The organism is Pantoea sp. ACRSB (assembly GCF_022346905.1).
GTDB classification, from domain to species: domain Bacteria; phylum Pseudomonadota; class Gammaproteobacteria; order Enterobacterales; family Enterobacteriaceae; genus Pantoea; species Pantoea piersonii.
The window spans coordinates 582,407-603,458 of the sequence record NZ_JAKRNL010000002.1; the positions used below are offsets into that span (position 1 = coordinate 582,407).

General features: G+C 53.1%; 21 protein-coding genes. 4 read left to right on the top strand and 17 right to left on the bottom strand.

Annotated features, from left to right (window positions below; genetic code table 11):
* Positions 1-23: 23 nt before the first annotated feature.
* From ccmI to ccmA, 9 genes are read right to left on the bottom strand one after another with little or no spacing between them, the layout of a single operon-like run.
* Positions 24-1,235: a c-type cytochrome biogenesis protein CcmI gene (ccmI, locus tag MHZ89_RS08955; RefSeq protein ID WP_311782699.1), complete on the bottom strand. Its 1,212-nt coding sequence runs from the start codon at positions 1,233-1,235 to the stop codon at positions 24-26.
* Positions 1,232-1,690 (bottom strand): cytochrome c-type biogenesis protein, encoded by a 459-nt coding sequence (locus MHZ89_RS08960; protein ID WP_120452996.1) that lies wholly within the window; start codon positions 1,688-1,690, stop codon positions 1,232-1,234. Before MHZ89_RS08960 ends, ccmI begins: the two co-directional genes overlap by 4 nt.
* Positions 1,687-2,241, bottom strand: a complete 555-nt coding sequence (locus MHZ89_RS08965; RefSeq protein ID WP_311782700.1) for a DsbE family thiol:disulfide interchange protein — start codon at positions 2,239-2,241, stop codon at positions 1,687-1,689. The genes MHZ89_RS08960 and MHZ89_RS08965 overlap by 4 nt, the downstream gene beginning before the upstream one ends.
* Positions 2,238-4,196, bottom strand: coding sequence for a heme lyase CcmF/NrfE family subunit (locus tag MHZ89_RS08970; protein WP_269950017.1), 1,959 nt, complete (start codon positions 4,194-4,196; stop codon positions 2,238-2,240). Before MHZ89_RS08970 ends, MHZ89_RS08965 begins: the two co-directional genes overlap by 4 nt.
* Entirely contained in the window at positions 4,193-4,678 is a 486-nt protein-coding gene (ccmE, locus tag MHZ89_RS08975; protein WP_120452990.1) for a cytochrome c maturation protein CcmE, read from the bottom strand. Before ccmE ends, MHZ89_RS08970 begins: the two co-directional genes overlap by 4 nt.
* Positions 4,675-4,908, bottom strand: a complete 234-nt coding sequence (gene ccmD / locus MHZ89_RS08980; protein ID WP_120452988.1) for a heme exporter protein CcmD — start codon at positions 4,906-4,908, stop codon at positions 4,675-4,677. Before ccmD ends, ccmE begins: the two co-directional genes overlap by 4 nt.
* Positions 4,905-5,645 carry a heme ABC transporter permease gene (locus MHZ89_RS08985; RefSeq protein WP_126690032.1) on the bottom strand — a complete coding sequence of 247 codons (741 nt, stop codon included), beginning with the start codon at positions 5,643-5,645 and terminating at the stop codon, positions 4,905-4,907. Before MHZ89_RS08985 ends, ccmD begins: the two co-directional genes overlap by 4 nt.
* Positions 5,646-5,704: 59 nt before the next feature.
* Positions 5,705-6,364, bottom strand: a complete 660-nt coding sequence (gene ccmB, locus MHZ89_RS08990; protein ID WP_311782701.1) for a heme exporter protein CcmB — start codon at positions 6,362-6,364, stop codon at positions 5,705-5,707.
* Positions 6,364-6,981, bottom strand: a complete 618-nt coding sequence (gene ccmA / locus MHZ89_RS08995; protein WP_311782702.1) for a cytochrome c biogenesis heme-transporting ATPase CcmA — start codon at positions 6,979-6,981, stop codon at positions 6,364-6,366. The genes ccmB and ccmA overlap by 1 nt, the downstream gene beginning before the upstream one ends.
* A gap of 243 nt (positions 6,982-7,224) precedes the next feature.
* Here ccmA and MHZ89_RS09000 point away from each other — a divergent pair, with 243 nt between their 5' ends.
* The 4 genes from MHZ89_RS09000 to MHZ89_RS09015 all read left to right on the top strand — a co-directional run bounded on the left by MHZ89_RS09000 (position 7,225) and on the right by MHZ89_RS09015 (position 12,114).
* Positions 7,225-8,142, top strand: a complete 918-nt coding sequence (locus MHZ89_RS09000) for a formate/nitrite transporter family protein (RefSeq protein ID WP_120452980.1) — start codon at positions 7,225-7,227, stop codon at positions 8,140-8,142.
* A gap of 435 nt (positions 8,143-8,577) precedes the next feature.
* Positions 8,578-8,955, top strand: coding sequence for a hypothetical protein (locus MHZ89_RS09005; RefSeq protein WP_311782703.1), 378 nt, complete (start codon positions 8,578-8,580; stop codon positions 8,953-8,955).
* A 535-nt stretch (positions 8,956-9,490) separates the two neighbouring features.
* On the top strand, positions 9,491-10,858 hold the full coding sequence (locus tag MHZ89_RS09010; protein ID WP_311782704.1) for a flagellin: 1,368 nt from the start codon (positions 9,491-9,493) through the stop codon (positions 10,856-10,858).
* A 131-nt stretch (positions 10,859-10,989) separates the two neighbouring features.
* A complete protein-coding gene (locus MHZ89_RS09015; protein WP_311782705.1) occupies positions 10,990-12,114 on the top strand; it encodes a transposase in 1,125 nt (374 codons plus the stop codon).
* A 492-nt stretch (positions 12,115-12,606) separates the two neighbouring features.
* Here the strand turns inward: MHZ89_RS09015 and MHZ89_RS09020 are convergent, their stop codons facing one another.
* The 8 genes from MHZ89_RS09020 to MHZ89_RS09055 all read right to left on the bottom strand — a co-directional run bounded on the left by MHZ89_RS09020 (position 12,607) and on the right by MHZ89_RS09055 (position 21,051).
* Entirely contained in the window at positions 12,607-13,698 is a 1,092-nt protein-coding gene (locus MHZ89_RS09020; RefSeq protein WP_311782706.1) for a tail fiber domain-containing protein, read from the bottom strand.
* A 63-nt stretch (positions 13,699-13,761) separates the two neighbouring features.
* Entirely contained in the window at positions 13,762-14,847 is a 1,086-nt protein-coding gene (locus tag MHZ89_RS09025) for a DUF6453 family protein (protein ID WP_311782707.1), read from the bottom strand.
* A complete protein-coding gene (locus MHZ89_RS09030; RefSeq protein WP_311782708.1) occupies positions 14,847-18,029 on the bottom strand; it encodes a host specificity protein J in 3,183 nt (1,060 codons plus the stop codon). The genes MHZ89_RS09025 and MHZ89_RS09030 overlap by 1 nt, the downstream gene beginning before the upstream one ends.
* A 60-nt stretch (positions 18,030-18,089) precedes the next feature.
* Positions 18,090-18,680, bottom strand: a complete 591-nt coding sequence (locus tag MHZ89_RS09035) for a tail assembly protein (RefSeq protein ID WP_311782709.1) — start codon at positions 18,678-18,680, stop codon at positions 18,090-18,092.
* 68 nt (positions 18,681-18,748) lie between these two features.
* Positions 18,749-19,174, bottom strand: a complete 426-nt coding sequence (locus MHZ89_RS09040) for a hypothetical protein (RefSeq protein WP_311782710.1) — start codon at positions 19,172-19,174, stop codon at positions 18,749-18,751.
* Positions 19,175-19,248: 74 nt separating this feature from the next.
* Positions 19,249-19,959, bottom strand: coding sequence for a C40 family peptidase (locus MHZ89_RS09045; protein WP_311782711.1), 711 nt, complete (start codon positions 19,957-19,959; stop codon positions 19,249-19,251).
* Position 19,960: 1 nt separating this feature from the next.
* Positions 19,961-20,716 (bottom strand): phage minor tail protein L, encoded by a 756-nt coding sequence (locus MHZ89_RS09050; protein ID WP_311782712.1) that lies wholly within the window; start codon positions 20,714-20,716, stop codon positions 19,961-19,963.
* Positions 20,713-21,051, bottom strand: coding sequence for a phage tail protein (locus MHZ89_RS09055; RefSeq protein ID WP_311782713.1), 339 nt, complete (start codon positions 21,049-21,051; stop codon positions 20,713-20,715). The genes MHZ89_RS09050 and MHZ89_RS09055 overlap by 4 nt, the downstream gene beginning before the upstream one ends.
* Between the last annotated feature and the right edge of the window lies 1 nt (position 21,052).

The window sequence follows — 21,052 nt, forward strand, 5'->3', positions numbered from 1 at the left end:
GTGCGGTTTAATGATGTATCGCTTCAGGGCTGCTGTTGATTAATCTCCACAGCCATGTGCTGATGACCGTCCCAGGGCGTTAACGCGCTCAGACCAAACCAGTCGCCCGATTGCGGACTGGCGCTGCCGTCGCGGGAGATACGCACCCGAACCTGTACCTGATGCTGCGCCGAAAGCAGGCGCTCCGGCATCATGGCGTTGCTGTCATCCAGCGTAAGCGATAACGGAAAGTGGCTCAGCGGCAAGCGCTTAACGGCCACAGGCACCGGTGAAACACCGTCAGAAACAGAAATATACATTACTCCGCCCGGCGGTAACATTTTTTCTGCCTCCGGCGTCAACGTCACCGTCAGCGCCAGTTGCGTATTCTGCTGGCCCGCGTCGGTTTTTGCTTGTTCAATGCTGCGCTCGATCATCGCGCGGCGTCGATCCTCTGCCGGGATCTGTTTCAGCATAGCCTGCCACGCGCTGATAGCCTGGTCATACTGTTGCTGTTCATAGGCGTTAAAAGCCAGCAGGCCGAGCGTACGCAGATTATTGCCGTCATCTTTCAGCATATCGCGCAGCATCAGGCCAGCCTGGCGGTTATCCTGCGGATCGCTGGAGCGCGTCAGTACTTCAGCATAGTCCTGTTTCAGCGTGAGGTTATTGGGCGCGAGCTGTAGCGCATGCTCAAACGCCTGGCTGGCGCTGGCGGCGTTGTTCAGTACCATGCCGAGGCGTCCCAGCATGGTCCAGTCGTTAAGGTTGTCCGGCTGCGACTGCAGCGCGGTGCGCAGGCCGAGCTGCAGACGCGCCAGCTCCTCCATAGTCAGCGGTTTCGCCTGCGGATCCATCACCCGCGCACGCAGCGCCGGATAATCCTGCTGCACCTGCATCCAGCCAGCAACCTGCGCCAGCCCGCCGCTTTTCAGATACATGCCGAGCGACACGGCGATAAGCACCACGACGCCGGGCAGCAGCGCCAGACGGCTGCTGGCGCGCGACGGCTCGGCGCCCTGCTGCGGAATATCGGTCAGCAGCGTCTGCTGCAGCTCGCTGACCATCGTGGCGCGCTCGCCGATAACGCCCTGCGCCTCATCCTCTTCCAGCTCGCGCAGGCGCTGATGATAAAAATCGGTATTAAGGCGATCGCGATCGGCCTCGCTCGCCTGGCGCTGACGCCATCCGGCACCGAGAAACAGGGCGCTGGCGGCCGCCAGCAAAATAATAATGCTTAGCCACAAAGCGGTCATTTCAGCTTCCCGTCGCGTTTAAGTATCGCCGCAAGGCGCTGTTGATCGGTATCGTCCAGCTCGCTGCGCGTTTTACGCTGGCGGCTGCGCAGGATAATAGTCAGGCCGCCCAGCAGCGCGAACAGCGCCGGGCCGACCCAGAGGATCAGCGTCGACGGCGTTACCGGTGGTTCATAGGTGACGAAATTGCCGTAGCGCGCCACCATATAGTCGATAATCTGCTGGCGGCTCTGGCCCTGCTTCATCAGCTCATAGACCTTGAGGCGCATATCCGCTGCGATCATCGCGTTCGAGTCGGCGATGCTGTTGTTCTGGCATTTCGGGCAGCGCAGCGAGCCGGTCAAATCGCGATACTGCTCTTCCTGCGCCACGGAGTCGAACTGGTATGTATCGATCGCTGCCCACAGGCTGAAGCTAAACAGCAGACCGCAGAGAATAAGAAGAACGCGTTTCATACGCCCTCCTTACTGTATTTCCGCCACAGCGGCAGCACTTCCTGCTGCCAGACGCGCGCGTTCAGGTCGCTCGCGTGGCGATAGCGGATAATGCCGTTGCCGTCGATCAGAAAGGTTTCCGGCGCGCCATAGACGCCGAGATCCAGCCCCAGCATACCGTCGCCGTCATAAAGGCTGAGCGCGTAAGGATTACCCAGCGAGTTAAGCCAGGCGACCGCTTTAGTGCGATCGTCTTTATAGTTCAGCCCCACCACGCGGATACCCTGCTCCGCCAGCGTGTTCAGATACTGATGCTCCGCGCGGCAGGTCGGGCACCATGTCGCCCAGACGTTCAGCAGGATCGGTTTGCCGTCGTTCAGGATCTTCTGGTCGTAGATCTTGCCGGGCCGATCGAGCGCTTCCAGCTTAAACAGCGGCACCGGCTTGCCGATCAGCGCCGATTCAAGACGCGTCGGATCGTCACCGCTGGCGTTGCGCGACAGCTGCCAGAGCAGCGCCGCCGCCAGCAGTAAAAAGAGAATCAGCGGAATAAAGAGGATTTTTTTGTTCATGCCCGTTCCTCCCGCGCGGCTTTTTTCCGCGAGCGGTAACGCGGATCGAGCAGACAGAGCAGGCCGCCGACCGCCATAAACACGCCGCCGAACCAGATCCAGCGCACAAAGGGTTTGTAGTAGATACGCACCGCCCAGGAGCCGTTATCCAGCTCTTCGCCCAGCGCGGCGTAGAGATCGCGCGTGAAACCGCCGTCGATCGCCGCTTCGGTCATCATGGTGCGCGCAGCGGTGTAGAAGCGTTTTTCGGCGTGCAGCACCGCTTCAGGCTTGCCGTTGCGGCTGACGTCGATAATGCCGACGCCGCCGCTGTAGTTCGGGCCCTGCAGGTTATGCACGTCGCGGAACACAAAGTGATAGCTGTGGATATCGACGCTGTCGCCCGCTTTCATGCGTACGTCGCGCTCGACGCTGTACTGCGTGCTGAAGGCGATGCCGATCACCGTCACGCCGACGCCAAGATGGCCCAGCACCATGCCCCAGTGGCTGCGCGACAGATGACGCAGGCCGCGCAGCAAGGAGTGACGATGGGTGGCGCGCTCGTGTAGCTCCATCAGCGTCAGCACGATAATCCACACCGACATCAGCAGCCCAACCACCGTCATCGCCTCGATGCGATCCTGCAGCAGCCAGGGGAGCAGAATCGAACAGGCCAGGGTCACTGCCAGCGCCAGCGCCAGCCGACGCCACAGCTTCTGCGGCTCGTCACGACGCCAGCGCACCAGCGGCCCAATGCCGAGCATCAGCGCGAACGGCGCCATCAGCCAGCTGAACATGGTGTTAAAGAAGGGTTCGCCCACGGAGATGCTGCCGAGGCCGAGCTGCTTGTGTACCAGCGGCAGCAGCGTCCCGAGCAGCACCACCAGCATGGCGGCGATCAGCAGCACGTTGTTGCCGAGCAGGAAAGATTCACGCGACCAGGTTTCGTTCTGCACCCGACTGCGCACCTGTCCGCCCTTAATGGCGTAGAGCAACAGCGAGCTGCCAATAACAATCACCAGGAAGGCGAGGATAAACATGCCGCGCGCCGGGTCTGAAGCGAAGGAGTGCACCGACACCAGCACGCCGGAGCGCACCAGAAAGGTCCCGAGCAGGCTAAGGGAAAAGGCGGTAATCGCCAGCAGCACTGTCCAGGCCTTAAAGGTGCCGCGTTTTTCCGTGACCGCCAGCGAGTGCATCAGCGCGGTGCCCGCCAGCCACGGCATAAAGGAGGCATTCTCAACCGGGTCCCAGAACCACCAGCCGCCCCAGCCGAGTTCGTAATAGGCCCATGCCGATCCCAGCACGATGCCGATGGTAAGAAACACCCAGGCCGCGGTGGTCCAGGGCCGCGACCAGCGCGCCCAGGCGGTATCCAGCCGTCCTGCCATCAGCGAGGCGATGGCGAAGGCGAAGGCGACCGAGAAGCCGACATAGCCCATATAGAGCAGCGGCGGATGGAAGATCAGGCCGATATCTTGCAGCATCGGGTTGAGATCGCGCCCGTCAATGGGAAAGTCCGGCAGCGTGCGGGTAAAGGGATTTGAGGTAAGGATAATAAACAGCAGAAAGCCGAGATTGATCATCCCCATAACCGCCAGCACGCGCGCCAGCGCATCCTGCGGCATGCCGCGGCTGAAAATCGCTACCGCCAGCGTCCAGGTGCTGAGCAGCAGCACCCACAACAGCAGCGAACCTTCATGCGCGCCCCAGGTCGCGGCGATGCGGTAATAGACCGGCAGCAGCGTATTGGAGTTGGCGGCGACATAGGCGACGGTAAAGTCGTTGACCACAAAGGCGTGTACCAGCACCAGGAAAGCGGCGGCGATGCAAAGAAACAGCCCGCTCGCCAACGGACGCGCCAGCCCCATCAGGCGGCCATCCTGACGTAGCGCGCCCCACAGCGGATAGACGCTTAACAGCAGCGCGATGCCCATCGCCAGGCAGAGCAGAAAACTTCCAATCTCAGGCATCATGACTGCGTTCTCGCCTGTTCCGCCAGCGCCTGCGGGCTCTTGTGGTTCTTCTTCATCGCATCCTCGATTTCCGGCGGCGTATATTTCTCGTCATGCTTCGCCAGCACCTCTTTGGCGTTGATCAGATTGCCCTCTTCCAGCACGCCCTGGGCGACGACGCCCTGCCCTTCGCGGAACAGGTCCGGCAGGATGCCTTCGAAGCTGACGCTCACCACGCCGTTGGCGTCGTAAAGCTTAAAGGAGACCGCAAGCGTATTCGGGTCGCGCTTCACGCTGCCCGGCATCACCATCCCGCCGACGCGCAGGCGCTGCCCCGCCTCCGGCTTCTGATGATCTTCCCCTTTGCCGTAAAGAATTTCACTTGGGGTGTAGAACAGGTCGATATTGGAACGCAGCGCATACATAACCAGCGACGTGGCGAGGCCCAGCCCCACCAGTATCGCGATGACAACGTACAGGCGCTGACGACGACGGGTATTCACATTGGATCTCCTGCCGCTTCACCGGCGGCCTGTTTCATTTTCGCCGAACGGATACGGCGCTCCCTGGACTGACGCTGGCGGATCTCGGCCAGCAAGCGGCGACGCTGCAGCAGCGTATGCAGCAGCAGCGCGCCAAGCGAAATAAGGGTGCAGATCACCGCCAGCCAGACGTAAAAGGCGTAGCCGCCCATCGCAAAAAAAGCAGAAAGGGAAGAGAAAGCGGGCGTCATGCTTTACGACCTCCGTTAGCGATCTCCGCAACCCAGGGGCGGTGACGTTCGGTGTAGAGAATGAGATTGCGCAGGCGCATCAGCGTCAGCGTGATGAACAGCAGCAGATAGCCGAGGATTGCCCAGCGCAGCGGCGTGCGCATGCTCGGCGCGATCGCCTGCTGCAGAATGCCCGACGATCCCTGATGCAGGGTATTCCACCACTGCACCGAGAAGTGAATAATCGGCAGATTGATGACGCCGACCAGAATCAGAATGCCCGCCGCGCGTCCCGCTGTGCGGCGATCGTCAAACGACTGATAGAGCGCCATCACGCCCATATAGAGGAAGAGCAGCACCAGCTCCGACGTAAGACGCGCGTCCCAAATCCACCAAGTGCCCCACATCGGCTTGCCCCAGGCGGAACCGGTGATAAGCGCGATAAAGGTAAAGACCGCGCCGACCGGCGCCATGGCGGTCGACACCAGGTCGGCCATCTTCATCTGCCACACCAGCCCGGTAAAGGCGGCGACCGCCATCGCTGCATAAACGCCCATCGACCACATCGCCGCCGGAACGTGAATATACATAATGCGGAAGCTATCGCCCTGCTGGTAATCAGCCGGCGCGAAACCGAAGCCCCACACCCAGCCGAGCAGCAGCGTCGCCGCGCTCGCCACGGCAAACCAGGGAATTAAACGCCCGCAGAGCTGATAAAGCCGCTCCGGCCTCGCCAGCTGATGTAACCATTTCCACATGTTGCATTGCTCACAGGTTAAAAAATTAGCATTCCCGACATGTCTGACGCATGTGCAGTTCAGTGCAGCGCGATACGCAGCGCGGCGGCGGTGGCGAACGGCGCCAGCGTCGCGCTGGCTGCCAGCATTGCGCCGAGGATCGCCAGATAACCGCCGATCGGTAAGCCCTGCCCCGCCGCGTCGATCGCCGCGCTGGCAAAAATCAGCACCGGCACCGCCAGCGGCAGAACCAGCAGGCTCAGCAGCACGCCGCCGCGCCGCAGCCCTACCGTCAGCGCGACGCCTATCGCGCCGAGAAAGCTGAAGGTCGGCGTGCCGAGCAAGAGCGTCAGCGCCATCGCCAGCCAGCTGTTGAAATCGAGCGACAGCAGCAGCGCCGCCAGCGGCGACAGCAGGATCAACGGCAGCCCCGTCACCAGCCAGTGGGCGATCACTTTGCCCAACACGGTGACCGGCAGCGGCGCTGGCAGCAGCAACAGCTGCTCCAGCGAGCCGTCGAGAAAATCATCGCGAAACAGCCGCTCCAGCGCCAGCAGCGATGAGAGCAAGGCGGCGACCCAGACCACGCCCGGCGCGATGCGCGCCAGCTGCTGCGGCTCCGGCCCGATACCGAGCGGAAACAGCGTTATCACAATCAGAAAGAACCAGAGCGGGTTAACCACCTCCGCGCCGCTGCGAAAGGCGATGCGCAACTCGCGCTGAATAACGCGCAGGGTCATCAGATTAGCTCCGCGCCAGTAAGCCGTATTTTACGCACCCGCGCATGGCTTTTTGGCAGATCCTGATGCGTGGTGAGAATAACCGCTCTGCCCTTATCGGCATGTTGCGTAAAACGCCTCATTAATTTTTCCACACCCTCTTTATCTATCGCCGTCAGCGGCTCATCCAGAATCCAGAGCGCGGCGTCGCTGAGCCAGAGCCGGGCCAGCGCCACGCGCCGCTGCTGTCCCGCCGAAAGCTGCGCCACCGGCACCTCTTCGTAGCCCAGCAGATCGACGCACTCAAGCGCGTCGAATATCTGCGATTCGGCGCGGTCCGGATGATAAAAGCGCAGATTTTCCAGCGGCGATAGTACCGCTTTTACGCCCGGCTGATGACCAAGAAAAAGCAGGCTTTGATGCCACTGTTCGCGCTGTTGGCGTACAGGCTGGTTTTGCCAGCGCACTTCGCCCTCCTCCGGCCGACTCAGCCCGGCCAGCAGGCGCAGCAGCGAGGTTTTTCCCGCGCCGTTCGGCCCTTCGACCTGCACGATATCGCCTGCCGCCACTTCGAACGACAAACCCTGAAACAGGATGCGTTCGTCGCGAACGCAAGAGAGATTAATGACTTCGAACATGCAGGAAGTGTCGCGCCTGGTAAAAAGAGGCCAGGATAATAGCACAAGGTTGTTATGGTCCGAAGCCCATGCCGTGCGGCGCGGCGCGCCAGGCTTGATGGTTATGCCTCTTCCGCAGCGAATATGCCCAATAAATAGCCAGCGTTAAAACTTTGTAACGCTTCATCGGAAAGCCAGTTACATTTCGCCCCCGCCAAAACAGACTACGCTTATTGCGCGCAGCAATAATAACAAGGAGTAAACATGAAACCTTCCCCATCTGTTCACCAGGATGAAAACGATGTCGACAGCGAAGAGAAAGAACAAGGCACTGAAATCGAGGTAAATGAAGACGCCCTGCCCTCGCGCGCGGCGGCGATACATGAAGAGATCCGCCAGGATGGCGAAAAGGAGCTGGAGCGTGACGGCATGGCGCTGCTCTGGTCAGCGATTGCGGCTGGCCTGTCGATGGGCGCCTCGCTGATGGCGAAAGGGATTTTCCACGTGCATCTCGATGGCCTGCCCGGCGCTTTTCTGCTGGAAAACCTCGGCTACACCTTTGGCTTCGTCATTGTCATTATGGCGCGCCAGCAGCTCTTTACCGAAAACACGGTGACGGCGGTATTGCCGGTGATGCACAAACCGACGCTGGGCAATATCGGCCTGCTGCTGCGGCTGTGGGCGCTGGTGCTGCTGGGCAACCTGATCGGCACTGCACTCGCCTCGCTCGCCTTTGCGGAGATGCCGATTTTTGACGACGCCACGCGCCACGCGTTTAGCACCATCAGCCTGAAGGTGATGGAAAATACGCCCGGCGAGATGTTTGCCAATGCGGTAATCTCCGGCTGGATTATCGCCACGATGGTCTGGATGATGCCGCAGGCGGGCGCCACCAAGCTTATCGTGATCGTAATGATGACCTGGCTGGTGGGGCTGGGCGATCTGGCGCATATCGTGGTGGGTTCGGTGGAGGTCCTTTATCTGGTCTTTACCGGGCAGGTTAGCTGGCAGGCGTTTATCTGGCCGTTCGCGCTGCCGACGCTGCTCGGCAACCTTACCGGCGGCACGCTGATTTTCGCGCTGATTAGCCATGCGCAAATCCGTAACGATATGAGCGAGGCGGCGAAAGAAGAAGCAAAATCGAAGCAGCGTGAAGCGAAGCAGCAGGAAGAGCAGCGCTAAGCTGTTGAGGAAATGAGCAAACGCGCCGCAGTTGGGTTATTCTTGCGGCGCATTTACGCTATACTGCGCGCCGCCGTCCCCTTAGTTAAATGGATATAGCACCTATCCGGAACAACCATCTGTATTGTATGTTTTTTACCTAGAAACACTCGCATAAATGTACGGTAATATGTACTCACCCATTGCAAAGCATGCAATCGACCTCATATAGGTATGATGACAATTCTCATTCTTGACTTATCGCAGAAATCAGGAAAAAGCGTAGGTTGATTTTTCAGCAAAAGCGCTATACTCGTTTTACTTGGTTTGTTCTGTTTTTTTTCTTGACGTTTGTGATGATTCGAAAATTTCATCATAAAGTTTGTTCAAAGTTTGCCGATTTTATGAATATATAGGGACTGTAAAACGAATCTGCACACTATGGACTACTATTAGATGAACGATATCCAAAAAAAACAATACGATCAGATTATCGAATCTGTCAGTTTTGCCTTGAAATCGTTAGAGCAACTTTTCGAAGCTCACGGAATGCATGGCATGTATACCCTGGCAAATCCTGATCTTGATGGGTTGAAGAACGTTTTTGCTAAAATGAAAGAAGGTATAGACCTTATCGCTAAAGATTTTGAGCATATGGTTTCTACTGCAAAGGACATGGATGCGGCAAATGCCAGCATCAACGTAATGAACATCAAACAAGGACTTGTTTTTGCAGAATCACTGCTGATTGCTGTCGAGAAACTGGATCATGATAAGTGCTTAGAAGCGCACAACCGCATTAAAGATCATGATCTCTCTCCAACTCAGTGGTAGAATTTTGCGCAATTAATTTCAGGATGCGGGTGGTTCCCGCATCTTTCCACATCATAACAGGAGCACTCACATGTCTAATCTGACCAAAATGCATGCCGATTCTAAAGAACTGCGCAAGCTTATCAATAACTTACTGGAGCGTTCTGCAGCAACCAAGCAGAAAGCCGCGTAAGAGAAACCCGGCGATTGCCGGGTTTTTTATTTTGAGGGTTAAGTGCTTTCATGGGGTGTCAGGGGTCGGAGGTTCAAATCCTCTCGTGCCGACCAAAATTCCCAACTAAAGCAGCCTGTTAAGGCTGCTTTTTTTATGCCTGGATTTTACGATGGTAAAACCATGGTGAAATGGTGGCAAAATCAGCCCACTTAAGAGTGAATTATTAGTGGTGCCCTACCTTCTAAAAGTAGTTTTTTAAAATTCCTAAATTTTGTATTAAAGAATTTTTGGGTCATGACGATACTAGGTTTGACGGCGCAGAAGCCGAAGGGGTTTAAGCCCAAACCTAACCAAATGACTTGATTAATAGGAACTTTTACCATGGCTCAAGTAATTAACACCAACAGCCTCTCGCTGATCACTCAGAACAACATCAACAAGAACCAGTCCGCTCTGTCTACTTCTATCGAGCGTCTGTCATCTGGTCTTCGTATCAACAGCGCTAAAGATGACGCTGCTGGTCAGGCAATTGCCAACCGCTTTACTTCTAACATCAACGGCCTGACTCAGGCTTCACGTAACGCCAACGACGGTATCTCTGCTGCGCAGACTACTGAAGGCGCGCTGTCAGAAATCAACAACAACCTGCAGCGTGTACGTGAACTGACCGTACAGGCACAGAACGGCACCAACTCTGACTCCGACCTGTCATCAATCCAGGACGAAATCAAATCTCGTCTGGACGAAATTGACCGCGTATCAGGTCAGACTCAGTTCAACGGCGTGAACGTACTGGCTAAAGACGGCAAAATGTCTATCCAGGTTGGCGCTAACGATGGCCAGACCATCGACATCGACCTGAAGAAAATTGACTCATCTACTTTAGGCCTGAGCGGTTTCAGCGTCTCTAAAAACGCTCTGAAAACCAGCGATGCCATTACTCAGGTTAATGGTGCAGCCGATGCAGCGCCTGTAAGTGTTGATTTGTCAAGCGCTGCTAAAGATTTGGGCGTCGATGCCAAGTCTATTACTCTGCATAACGTAGAAGATAAAAACGGTAACGCAACTAAAAACTATGTCGTACAGTCTGGAAGCGATTTCTATGCTGCTTCAGTAGACCGTACTTCAGGTAAAGTTGTTCTTAACAAAGCCGATGTTAAATATACCGATCCGGCAAATGGTCTTACCGCGACTGCTACACAAGCAGGTCAACTTGTAAAAGTTTCAACTGACAAAGACGGTAATACTGCATCTTATGTAACTTTCCAGGGTAAAAACTATGCAGCATCATCTGCTTCATTAACAGATACCGGAAGTTCTGTAGCTGCTGACCAGACTACCGCCGCCTCTACTAACGCCGTAACTATCCAACTGAGCGACAAAGCGGCTGTAGCGGACGATCCAACTACTACGGGCACTGATGAAACTGCTGCTGCTGTACCAGCAACTGCAGAATTTGAAGGAGCAGCAACCGCTAACCCGCTGGCTCTGCTGGACAAGGCTATCGCATCAGTTGATACCTTCCGTTCAAGCCTGGGTGCGGTGCAGAACCGTCTGGACTCTGCTATCACTAACCTGAACAACACCACGACTAACCTGTCTGAAGCACAGTCTCGTATTCAGGATGCTGACTACGCGACCGAAGTTTCAAACATGTCTAAAGCACAGATCATCCAGCAGGCTGGTAACTCCGTGTTGGCGAAAGCTAACCAGGTTCCGCAGCAGGTTCTGTCTCTGCTGCAGGGCTAATCGTTCAAGGCTCCCCGCTTTTCGGGGAGCTTTATTGTTTCAACCGTAAAAGCATTGCTAACGCAGTGTGTTTACTGGTGAAATAGCCGGGTACTCGAACAAACCTCAACCTTAGATTAATTGTACTCCAAATGATAAGACGCCAAGCTTTTAAGTTTCAGCTGAAACCAAACCCCGAACAGATTGCTTCTATGAAGTCGTTCGCTGGTGCTTGTCGTTTTGTCTACAATCGCGCCTTGACTATGCAAAGCGGCATTTGGAGAAACGGTGATCGGTACATTCCTTACAACAAAATGGCATCTTGGCTTGTTGAATGGAAAGACCAGGAAGAAATGTCATGGTTAAGCAATGCGCCTTCACAAATTCTTCAACAATCACTGAAGGACCTTGATAAAGCATTCAATAATCTTTTCGCAAGAAGAGCAACCTTCCCTTCTCCCAAAAAGAAAGGGAAAAATGATGCTTTCCGTTATCCGACTCAGCGCGTAAAACTCGATGAAGGCAATGAAAGAATTCAGTTGCCTAAACTGGGATGGGTGCGTTACAGGAAAAGCCGCAACATTACTGGAGTAATCAAAAACGTCACAGTTTCTATGAAGCTGGATAAATGGTATGTCAGTTTACAGACTGAATCCGAGGTTGATACACCAGCACCGCAGCAGTCTTCGATGATTGGACTGAATACCTGCAATATTGAATGTATCACCACTTCTGGAGGCACGGATTTTTTGTCTCAAGCATCTTTACCGAAAATGGAAAAGTCTCTTGAGAAAAGCATCAGATGTCTGCGCAGGAAGAAAAAGTTTAGCTCTAACTGGGTAAAACAGAGACATAAAGTAAACCGTTTGTTGAATCGCATATCTAATATGCGTAAAGACCATTTTCACAAGATTTCAACGGCACTCAGCAAAAACCACGCAATTGTCGTGATTGAAAATCTTGAGCATGCAACTTCGCTTCCTAAGCGTTCTAAACACAAAAAAGCTGCCGCAGTAAACGATACCTATGAATTGAAACGTCAACTTGATTACAAATTATCTTGGAATGGCGGAGAGTTAGTGACAGTGCATGAGCGGGATGACAATTTTAAACCAGCCCAAGATGAAAGCACTTACACACCTTATGGCTTATTAAGAGCTAAGAAAATTTTAGCGGCAGGGCATGCCGTGATTGCCTGTGGAGGAGTGGATATATTGCGCCATCCGTCGAAGCAGGAACCCTCAGAAGATAGTGGTATTTCCGCTAACTTGCTGTAAGCTCGGATTAGTCCGCGCCGGATGTCAACGTCTGCCCTTAACCCTTGAGGTTGCTAATTAATTAGCCATTTTGGTTAAATAATTATAAGAGTGCCGGCCTGAACCCAAGTCAAAACTATCGCATCCTTTATTAAACCAAATCGCTCAAGTCTGAATTTATGATGGCCTATGGCTTTTTTATTCAGATGATTTATTAAGACTCATGGACACGGCACAGTGTTCAGGCACGTTATAAGAAATTTAAAAAACTCCATCTGCCCGCCTTCGCGCGGGCTTTTTTTATGTCTGTGCTAAATTTTCAGGCTTTGCTGCCGTTAATCTCTAAAGACTGCAATTGCAGCGTACCTATAACGACAACGTGTAAATAGCTGGTTGGCCCGCTCGCAGCGGGCTTTTTTTTCAGTGCCAAAAATGACTAAACTGTAGTCACCCACTCCGCAGCCTGCTCAGATGGGCGCGGTACGTGTCTGCCCCGTCGCCGGGGCTTTTTTATCACGCGCCGGGAGTCAGTATTGTGGCTTTGATTTCGTCAATGTGCTTCAGAGCAGTGTCCGGCTCAGTCAGAGCTAATTCTACCAGGCTGAAAAGCGCCTTGATCGCTTCGGTATGGTAAGCGGCGGCGACGCCTGCTGTATTGAGTGACTTGAAGTCTTCAATAACTTTTCCGTCCGAAAACTCTCTACGACCAATATTGATTACCGCTTTAGGGCAGAATGACTCTACGTCCTGGGCGATTAGACCTACCTCAGAATCTCCGTCCAGCTTATCGTAAGTACAACCACGCCATGAAAGAACCGCAGTGAGAGGGTTCTTCACGCATTCGATATTACTTTTGTGCCTTTCATCCGATCCATTAACCCATGATCCAGGGGCATTGGCGTTACCAGAAACGTAAAAGTTCCAGTATTTAGAGCCGTAACCCGCCCAGTCCAGGGTGATAAGCCCATACACCCCATTTCCACCTGATGCACCAATTGCCTCTCCACAACTTAACGCCGCAAATCCACCTTTAGTAGATGAGTTAGCCCCCCGACCTTTAATGGTGGCTCTGAAAGATGGAGAGTTATTGTATGAACCTGAGGAGCCTGATGGGTTAGCTGGCCCCACAATCTCAAGTGTGTTTACAATCCCGTTAAGAGCAGTTATGTCACCGTTTGACCCTGAGGAAGCCTTGCTATTTATTGAGCTAATTACGGAAGGCCAGGAAGGTCCGGTGAACTGATTGCCATCCGGAAGCGTCACCGTAATATTACCCAAAGCGCTAAAAACCTGCTGCCAGTTCGCTTTATCCAGGTTTAATCCGCGAATAGCTTTAGCAACATCAGCGGCCACCTGAGCGGTAATTCCCACAAGCGCTGCATTCGGGACTGCTGTCCACGCAATCCCGGAAGCAGTCGATCCGTTATAAGCTGTGATGAGCGTTACGCCGGTTGCTGAATCTACAGACTTAACGCCAAGCGTATATGTCACGCCGCCGACGATAGCGACAATAAAGTCATTCGCCTTTAACTCTGTGGTGAAGCTTGTGCCTGACCCGGTAACTGAGGTCGAATTATTCGTGAGTGTGATAGTGCCTGCTGGCATAATTTTCTCCGGGTAATAAAAAACCCGGCACGATGGCCGGGTTATATTCATTTATGGGCTAAATCAGAAGTAGTAGCTGGCTTCAATGCACGGAAGCTGGCAGGCCGCCTGAACAGCCTTTGGGTACTGGTACACTGCAATTTCCCTGCCCGTAGATTTGGCCCGGGCTGTGGAAATTGCGTTGCCGTTCATTTTCATGCCGGACTCAAGGCATTTCCTGAAGCTGTAAGTGCTGTTGTTCCTTGAGTAATCGCCCCTCTGTACGCCGAGGCTGCATAAAGGCACCATCGGCTGCGAAACAGAACCGGTCGGATTTACCCATGAAAGAACTTCGCCAGTCGAGCCGTCGAAATTTTCATAAGCGCCCATGTCATAATAAGCATCGGTCCACATGACGGGCGGGTATTTACTGGAGTAGGTTACCTGGTTAGAGGCATTCCTGATAACCATGCCGTAGCCCGAAACAGGAAGCGATGGCGAGAAACCACAGGAAACAATGACAATCTGAACATTGCTTACCGAGCCGCCCTGCACCGAACCGTCAATACTGCCAAACGAGGTATATGTCCTTATGGCATTGGTTGCCCTGTCAAGGTAAAGCGGCGTATCTGTATTTGACCATCTGGCAAAAACGATATAATTCCCAAGGTTCAGCACGTCAGAGGGAATTGCCCATTCGCCGCTGATATTTATTGTTGCCCTGTATGTCACAAATCCCAGATATGAAACATCCCCTATTTCCATAAAGTTGGAGCCATTGGTGATTCGAACTCCATACTGAACGGCGGGGTTAGCTGCATAAGACACAGAAAAAACGTCTGCATACCCGGCCTCAACTGCAGATGGTGTATTTCCATTGGGGCTAATATATTTCGCGCTATAGATTAATGAGCTTCCGTCAAATGACAGACTTTTGATATAGGTCATCGGCGGCCCTGCCGGGTTTGTTCCCTCATAAACCCTCACCAGATTACGCGGCACAATCAGCGCCCGGCTGCCCGCAGGCTGCTGCTTAAAACCGCCAGCAGAGCCTGCGTTTGCCATCATTGATGCGCTGCCGAGATAAGATGCGTACCGCATTGAGGCGTCGAGTATTATTTGCTTTCCGCCATCATCTGGCGTGATTCTCACTCCGTAAATATCCGCCATCAGTTTAATTTCCCCGCCTTGAAGCGCTCTACGCCGCTTGTATCATATACTGCTAAGCCATCCGCATTGAAAACAGAACCACCACCAACGCCATTATTACTGTTAATTTCCAATCCCCCGCCTTTATCCAGACGCCAGCCTGCGCTTCGGGCAGCATAGTTATTAGACTGGATGTAATCGCCGATTTTGGCATTGGTAATTGTACCGTCAGCAATAAACGCCTGATTGATGAAAACTTGCCCGTTCTGAACGGCAAATGGAGAGTAGAAGTTATTTCCTGCGGCCGACATGATCGCAAATCTGTCAGCCAGGAAAAGCACCTGCGTCTGCATTCCAGTTGGGGTGTTTTCCACCCCGATACCCATTCCTGCTGCATACTGACGGCCGTTACTGTCCACTGCAACCTTCACAGAATATTGCGCTGAGAGCTTGCCGTTCGTGTCGGCCAGCGCGGTAGACGTCTGTTGAATAGCTACTGTATTGTCCCCTACACTAGCCTGAACCTGCTCGAATTTCTGCGCATACGCCATGTCATTTGTTGCAATGGTCTGCTTCACCGTAAGAATATCAGCGCGGTTCTGCCCTGCTTCTGCCATCTGATGATCAACAATGGCGTCCAGGTTAAGTGCGTTCTGTAGCATCGCCTCGATGCCGGTGTCTACCTTCGAAACGAGCTGCTTGCCTGCATCTGTTTCCAGCACCTGGTCAACAATATCACCCAGATAATCATCCGCGTTATCGTTTGAATATCCTCTTACCCAGTCCGTCCAGCCTGACTCATTCCCGGTTTTATCTACCAGTTGCGCGCGGTAGAAAAACTCCTGCCCTGCTCGTAACCCCATCTGCGTATACTCATGCTGCGGATAAGCTACGTCGGTAAGCAGCATCGGGTTATCACCGGTAGCTGTGGCACTGTATTGCAGGACGGTTTTTAATGAGTCCTCAGTACCTTCAGGGAAGCCCCACTTGATGACAATTCCCCAGTTAATACTGGTTGCTGTTAACCCAACAGGTTTCGGTGGGTTGCCTACCTTGCCAGTTAGCGTTTTCTCCTGAGAATAACCCCAGCCAGATGAAATCTCGGCGGCGTTAATTGCTCTGACGCGCACCAGATAGCGGCCAGCATAAATGCTCGGAACCTCGAATGATGTGGTTGAGCTGCGGGGCACGTTTACCCAGTTGCCATCGTTACGGCGCCATTGAGCCTCGTAGCTGATAGCGTTCGCTACCGCGCTCCATTGCACGCGCATCGTCTCCAGGCTGATGCCTTGTTGCACAACAGAGTAAGAGTCGATGACAATGTTTGAAGGTGCAGCTTGATTGCCCGGAGGAATTACGCTGACTGGCCGCTCATCAATCACCGCGCCGGTATCGATGCGGGCATATTTATCCGGATCGTGTGCCGCGGCGGTAATGGTAAAGGTGCCATTATCGTTTTCAGCAACAGAAGTGACACGATACTGCTGAGCGTATAGTTCTGATGATTCTACCACCCAAACGCTTTCCGGCTCTGGCGTCTGCGAGAAAGCGGTCGTGACTGTCACAATATTACCATTCAGGCTCTCTATGGTTCTGGCCTGTGAAATCCCGCCGGGTAGGTTCACCTGCAGGCGATCGCCGTCTTTCGCATCCGGCGCGCGATCCAGTGTGATAACCCGACCATTAACAGAACTGATGCGGCCACCCGCAACACGACCAGAAAGGTATTCATCAGCGACTGCAATAACATAGCCAGGCATCGGGATATCACCATCCAGACCAACCGAAAAGGCAACTACTCGGTCCTTGTTATTGGTGAGGATTCCCCAGCGTCCTTTTCGGTTTGCTTCTGACTGCCGGGTACACCCAATCGCCGTTACTTCCAGTTGGTTATAGACCTTGTAGCGTGACACCAGGTCCCTTTCGAATACAGGCTCTATGGCATCGGCATAGCCGTTATCAGGGTCCGAGTACGAAACCAGCGCAGAGGTGTAGCGCGTTTTGGTAGTGCTGCTTGAATATGCAAAATCACCATCCACTACGTTGGCATTTGTAAAGTTGTAATCGACATCACGCGGCATATCGGCCAGCGCAACTATCTGATCTCCGCCCCAGTATGTCATGCCCCGGAAAATGGCCGCGAAGTCACGCATTACGGTGTAAGCATCATTGCGGGTCTGCACGTAAACGTCGCACTTATAGCGCGGCTCGGTTCCATTTCCGCCTTTCCCGTCAGGCACAAGCTGATCGCAATACTGCGCTACCTGGTACAGGGTCCATTTGTCGATGTTGGCAGCGGTGAGGCGGTCGCCCAGCCCGAACCGTTCAGTAACAACCAGATCGTAAAATATCCACGCCGGATTATCTGTCCATGCCCATTTGAATGTGCCTTGCCATGTACCGGTGTAAGCGCGCGTTACCGGGTCATAGTTATCAGGAACGCGGATTACACGACCTTTTGGCTCGCACGTGATCTGCGGGATACTGCCGTTGAACTGGCTGGAGTCGAACTCGATATAAAGAAGCGCTGTATTTGGGTAGCGCAGCTTTGCATCAATGACCTCGGTATAGCTCTGCAGGGTCATGGTGTCGCCAATTTTTGCACTATTTGCATCCTGAGTTACTTTGCGAACGCGTATAGTCCAGGTGCTGCCAGCCTGGGGCAAGTCAATGCGGAGACTGCGCTCGTATCCCGTGGTGGTTTTTCCGGTAACAGCCGTGTTCAGCACGGTCGTCCAGGTTCCGCCGTTGGTCTGTAGGTCTACCGCATAGTTAATGCTGTAACCTACGAGATCGCCATCGTCTTCCTGCCTGAACAGCGCCGGCCACTTTAGGCGTAGGCGGATAGCTGACAGTTGCGTATTGGTGAAGGTATGAATCCACGCGGTTGAGCTTGAAATATCAGTCCCTACCGATATTTCATTTTCAGTTCCGGGGATGCCCTGAATGTAATTCTGCGCTTGTGTGCCAGCACGAAACTCCCACGCAACGCCGCTAAAATTCTGCGAGCCGTCATCATTTTCAAGTGCGGTTCCGTCCAAAAAAATTTGCCTGCCAGACAGGCCGCCATAAAATTCGCCTTCACCCAACGCCAGGAGAATTTTTGCTTTTGCTACGGATTGAAGGTCATCTGGCTGTTCGGTAGGCGTGCGGTTTTCTGATGAACCGCCTTTGCGGCCTTTGATAACGTTAGCTGTAGCCATATTGCGCCCATAAAAAAAGAGCGCCTGAGCGCTCTTAAGAGTGGTGGGAATTAAATTAGGTTATTGCTGATCTTCAACATAGATACCGGCAGAGATGATTGCTCCACCGATACGGCGCTGGCCATAAAGCAGTGGAACAGGGTAGCCCTGAGCCGCCGTATTGGTTGGGCTGCCAAAGGCATAAGATGCCTTGTTGTCAGCATCTTGCTTGCTCGCAATCCCCGGAGTTTGTGGAGAGAGCATTTGGATTACTCCACCAAGTGCCATCGCCCCGCCTATTTGATACAAAAATGGCGAAGCTGCCGCAAAAGGAGTGAAATTAAGTACGACGCCAACTGCGATAATGACTGCACCCAAAATAGTCTGTAAAGCTCCAGATCTCTTACTGCCGATAATTACAGGCATAAATCTGACAATCTCTCCATTAACTGGATATCCTAAATCATCCTTACCTATATTTTTCTTTCCCTTAAACACTGCAAATGTGAGCCCACGCTTTTTACTATTGAGCATATACTTTTCAAATCCAGGAATAGTGGCTGATAGCGCCCTTGCCGCCTCGCTGGCTTTAGTAATTTGCCGGTAATGAACCTTGCCGAATGCTTTACCCAAAACCCCGCCAAGCTCAATTCTTGTCATTACTTCTTGCATAAATCCCCCAAAATAAAACCCGACAAATTTGTCGGGTTTATGAATTAGATAGGTTAAACCAGTATGGCTTAATTAAGCGTAGTTGGCTTAATATCCATATTACCGCTACCATCCGTGAAAATTCTCACTGATTTACTCTCTCCATTTTTCAGAGATATATATCGTTCTTGCCTGTCGTTCGGGGCGCTACATAAGCCCCTTCCTTCGAGATTTGTTCCTATAGACCATTCACCAGAAGGAAGAAAGAATGTAGCTTTTTCTTGCGTTTCCAGTTTGGCTACTCGGCCCCCATTGATATAAATGGTTGCATAACATGCGCTTCCCACCATTCCACTATCTCTAACCACAATGAGCGTAGAATTGTTCTGGTCAGTTCTGTTTTGGTATTGATAGATACGATCAACTGGAACCGGCTTGGCCTTGCTGGGCAAAATCGCCTGTGTTGCGCATCCCGCCAGCGAAATAGCCGCCAGCATTAAAGTTAACTTTTTCATTCCCTTTCCCCATAAGTAATAGTGGACTAGATCCTAGCATGGAGTAGGCGAAAGGTGCTTCAAGTCCACACTCGTCAGAAACAATCTTTGTGCCTGAGCACTTTCATGGTCCTTTCTTGCCAGTAACCACCGTAGGGGATGCGGTTACTGACGCGGCCAAAAAGGTGATGAAGCATCATGTTGCCTTCCAGCAGCACGCCAGCATGATTCCACTTGTTCGACTGTACCTGCATGATGATCAGGTCGCCTTCCTGCGGCGGCCCGGTAAATTCCCGGAAGCCACATTCATACCAGCAGTCATGATAAAAATTGTCGGTGTGATCGTCTTCCCACCACGGATAATCAACACGATAATCCTGAAGCTCAATGCCGTGCTCTTGCCGGAAATAACTCATAACCAGCCCCCAGCAGTCACTGTGTCCGAGCACAAACGGCCGGCCAATAAGTGGCAGCTCATCGCGCGGCTGAATAGTACGGAGATCGCCCTCCGGCCAACTGACTATATGCCACGGTACGCCGCTGGCGTCACACATGGCTTCGTCAAGCGGGCTTGGACGTGTTGTAGCGTCGGGATGGCTGTGAGCAATGGCAATGACCGTGCCCCATTCCTCCGCCGCTGCATAATCCTCTGGAGACAGGTGAAATTGCTCTGCTGGCTCAGATGCCAGATTTCGGCATGGGAAATAACGTTCAACGCGGCTTTTCTGCGCCACAACGCCACAACATTCGCGCGGATACTCGGACTCTGCGTGCGCTAACAGAGCCGCAATTGTTTTTTGCCGCATATCAACTCCGAATGAGTGACGTGCCGGGGAAACCTCCGAACGAAAGCTCTTCGTTTTCACCGAATCGCAGCTTGCAACCAGTCAAAGTTCCGCTGCATTCATCCAGTGATGGATCGTCCACAGGATTGTTGAATTTGTCGAAGTACCGCGTGCCAGCATAATCACACCCATCACCTGAGCGATATTTCCCGCGAATGCACCACGTGCAAAGAGAGTGAAGCTGGCGTGTCGGTATCATCAGCCCCTGCAGGTCCATTGGGCTGCTGAGTGTGAATTCCACCTGGGTCTTTGTTTCCGTGCTTTTGCTGTCGATATAGAATACTTTCAGCTTTTCCTGCGTCGGATCGGCGGACGAATTACCACCTTCGAAGTTTCGCGCATCAAGATACTTCGCCAGCGTGTCGTGAATAGATACTTTTGCCTGAAGCATGTCGTCATATGCCAGGCAGAGCGCGGTGATGGAGCCATCTAGGTTTGCTACGGTCAGTTTCGGCTGTGAGGCACTGCCGGTAGTTGAGGACTCCATCCCCTCGATCTTGCAAGGCCAGGCTGAATACTCCTTGCCCTGCCACCAGATAGATTTAGCCGGCAATTTGGATTCATCTCCATCAGCAGAAATTATTTCCGCCTCGGTGTGAGGGATGTTATAGGAGTGAAAACGTAGCACTTCGCCCGTTCCGAAGGCGGTACCATCCACTTCATAAAGCCGCACAACGTTACCCGGCTCCAGCTTCTGATAATCGCTGCTCAGACTCATGGTTTAAACGCCTGCTCAAAAGTTGCGGTTAGTTCAAATAAACCGGCTCCCAACGCTACCGGCTTATAATTATCGCAGCGGTAAAGGCCTACCTCTTCCAGCGGAGGTTGCCACTGAAAGGATCGAACGCCCTGATGGTTGTCGAGGAATTGTTTTATCGCTCTGATCATCGTTTCATTGCCGGTAAAAGTTAGATCCCAGCTCTGCGTACGTGGGTTAATACCATTACCTGATACCTGCGTATAACCATCGCCAAACTGTACTTTTCTGGTACTGAATTTTGCTTCACCAGCAGCATTTATACGGGCGCACCAGGTAAATACTTCAATTGCCATA

Coding starts and splice junctions, on each gene's coding strand:
- MHZ89_RS09000 (WP_120452980.1), top strand. CDS start 7,225: ATGAAACCTTCCCCATCTGTTCACCAGGATGAAAACGATGTCGACAGC.
- MHZ89_RS09045 (WP_311782711.1), bottom strand. CDS start 19,959: ATGCGGCAAAAAACAATTGCGGCTCTGTTAGCGCACGCAGAGTCCGAG.
- MHZ89_RS09040 (WP_311782710.1), bottom strand. CDS start 19,174: ATGAAAAAGTTAACTTTAATGCTGGCGGCTATTTCGCTGGCGGGATGC.
- MHZ89_RS08985 (WP_126690032.1), bottom strand. CDS start 5,645: ATGTGGAAATGGTTACATCAGCTGGCGAGGCCGGAGCGGCTTTATCAG.
- MHZ89_RS09020 (WP_311782706.1), bottom strand. CDS start 13,698: ATGCCAGCAGGCACTATCACACTCACGAATAATTCGACCTCAGTTACC.
- MHZ89_RS09050 (WP_311782712.1), bottom strand. CDS start 20,716: ATGAGTCTGAGCAGCGATTATCAGAAGCTGGAGCCGGGTAACGTTGTG.
- MHZ89_RS09035 (WP_311782709.1), bottom strand. CDS start 18,680: ATGCAAGAAGTAATGACAAGAATTGAGCTTGGCGGGGTTTTGGGTAAA.
- MHZ89_RS09030 (WP_311782708.1), bottom strand. CDS start 18,029: ATGGCTACAGCTAACGTTATCAAAGGCCGCAAAGGCGGTTCATCAGAA.
- MHZ89_RS09005 (WP_311782703.1), top strand. CDS start 8,578: ATGAACGATATCCAAAAAAAACAATACGATCAGATTATCGAATCTGTC.
- MHZ89_RS08970 (WP_269950017.1), bottom strand. CDS start 4,196: ATGATGCCTGAGATTGGAAGTTTTCTGCTCTGCCTGGCGATGGGCATC.
- MHZ89_RS08960 (WP_120452996.1), bottom strand. CDS start 1,690: ATGAAACGCGTTCTTCTTATTCTCTGCGGTCTGCTGTTTAGCTTCAGC.
- MHZ89_RS09025 (WP_311782707.1), bottom strand. CDS start 14,847: ATGGCGGATATTTACGGAGTGAGAATCACGCCAGATGATGGCGGAAAG.
- MHZ89_RS09015 (WP_311782705.1), top strand. CDS start 10,990: ATGATAAGACGCCAAGCTTTTAAGTTTCAGCTGAAACCAAACCCCGAA.
- MHZ89_RS09010 (WP_311782704.1), top strand. CDS start 9,491: ATGGCTCAAGTAATTAACACCAACAGCCTCTCGCTGATCACTCAGAAC.
- ccmB (WP_311782701.1), bottom strand. CDS start 6,364: ATGACCCTGCGCGTTATTCAGCGCGAGTTGCGCATCGCCTTTCGCAGC.
- ccmD (WP_120452988.1), bottom strand. CDS start 4,908: ATGACGCCCGCTTTCTCTTCCCTTTCTGCTTTTTTTGCGATGGGCGGC.
- MHZ89_RS08965 (WP_311782700.1), bottom strand. CDS start 2,241: ATGAACAAAAAAATCCTCTTTATTCCGCTGATTCTCTTTTTACTGCTG.
- ccmA (WP_311782702.1), bottom strand. CDS start 6,981: ATGTTCGAAGTCATTAATCTCTCTTGCGTTCGCGACGAACGCATCCTG.
- ccmI (WP_311782699.1), bottom strand. CDS start 1,235: ATGACCGCTTTGTGGCTAAGCATTATTATTTTGCTGGCGGCCGCCAGC.
- MHZ89_RS09055 (WP_311782713.1), bottom strand. CDS start 21,051: ATGGCAATTGAAGTATTTACCTGGTGCGCCCGTATAAATGCTGCTGGT.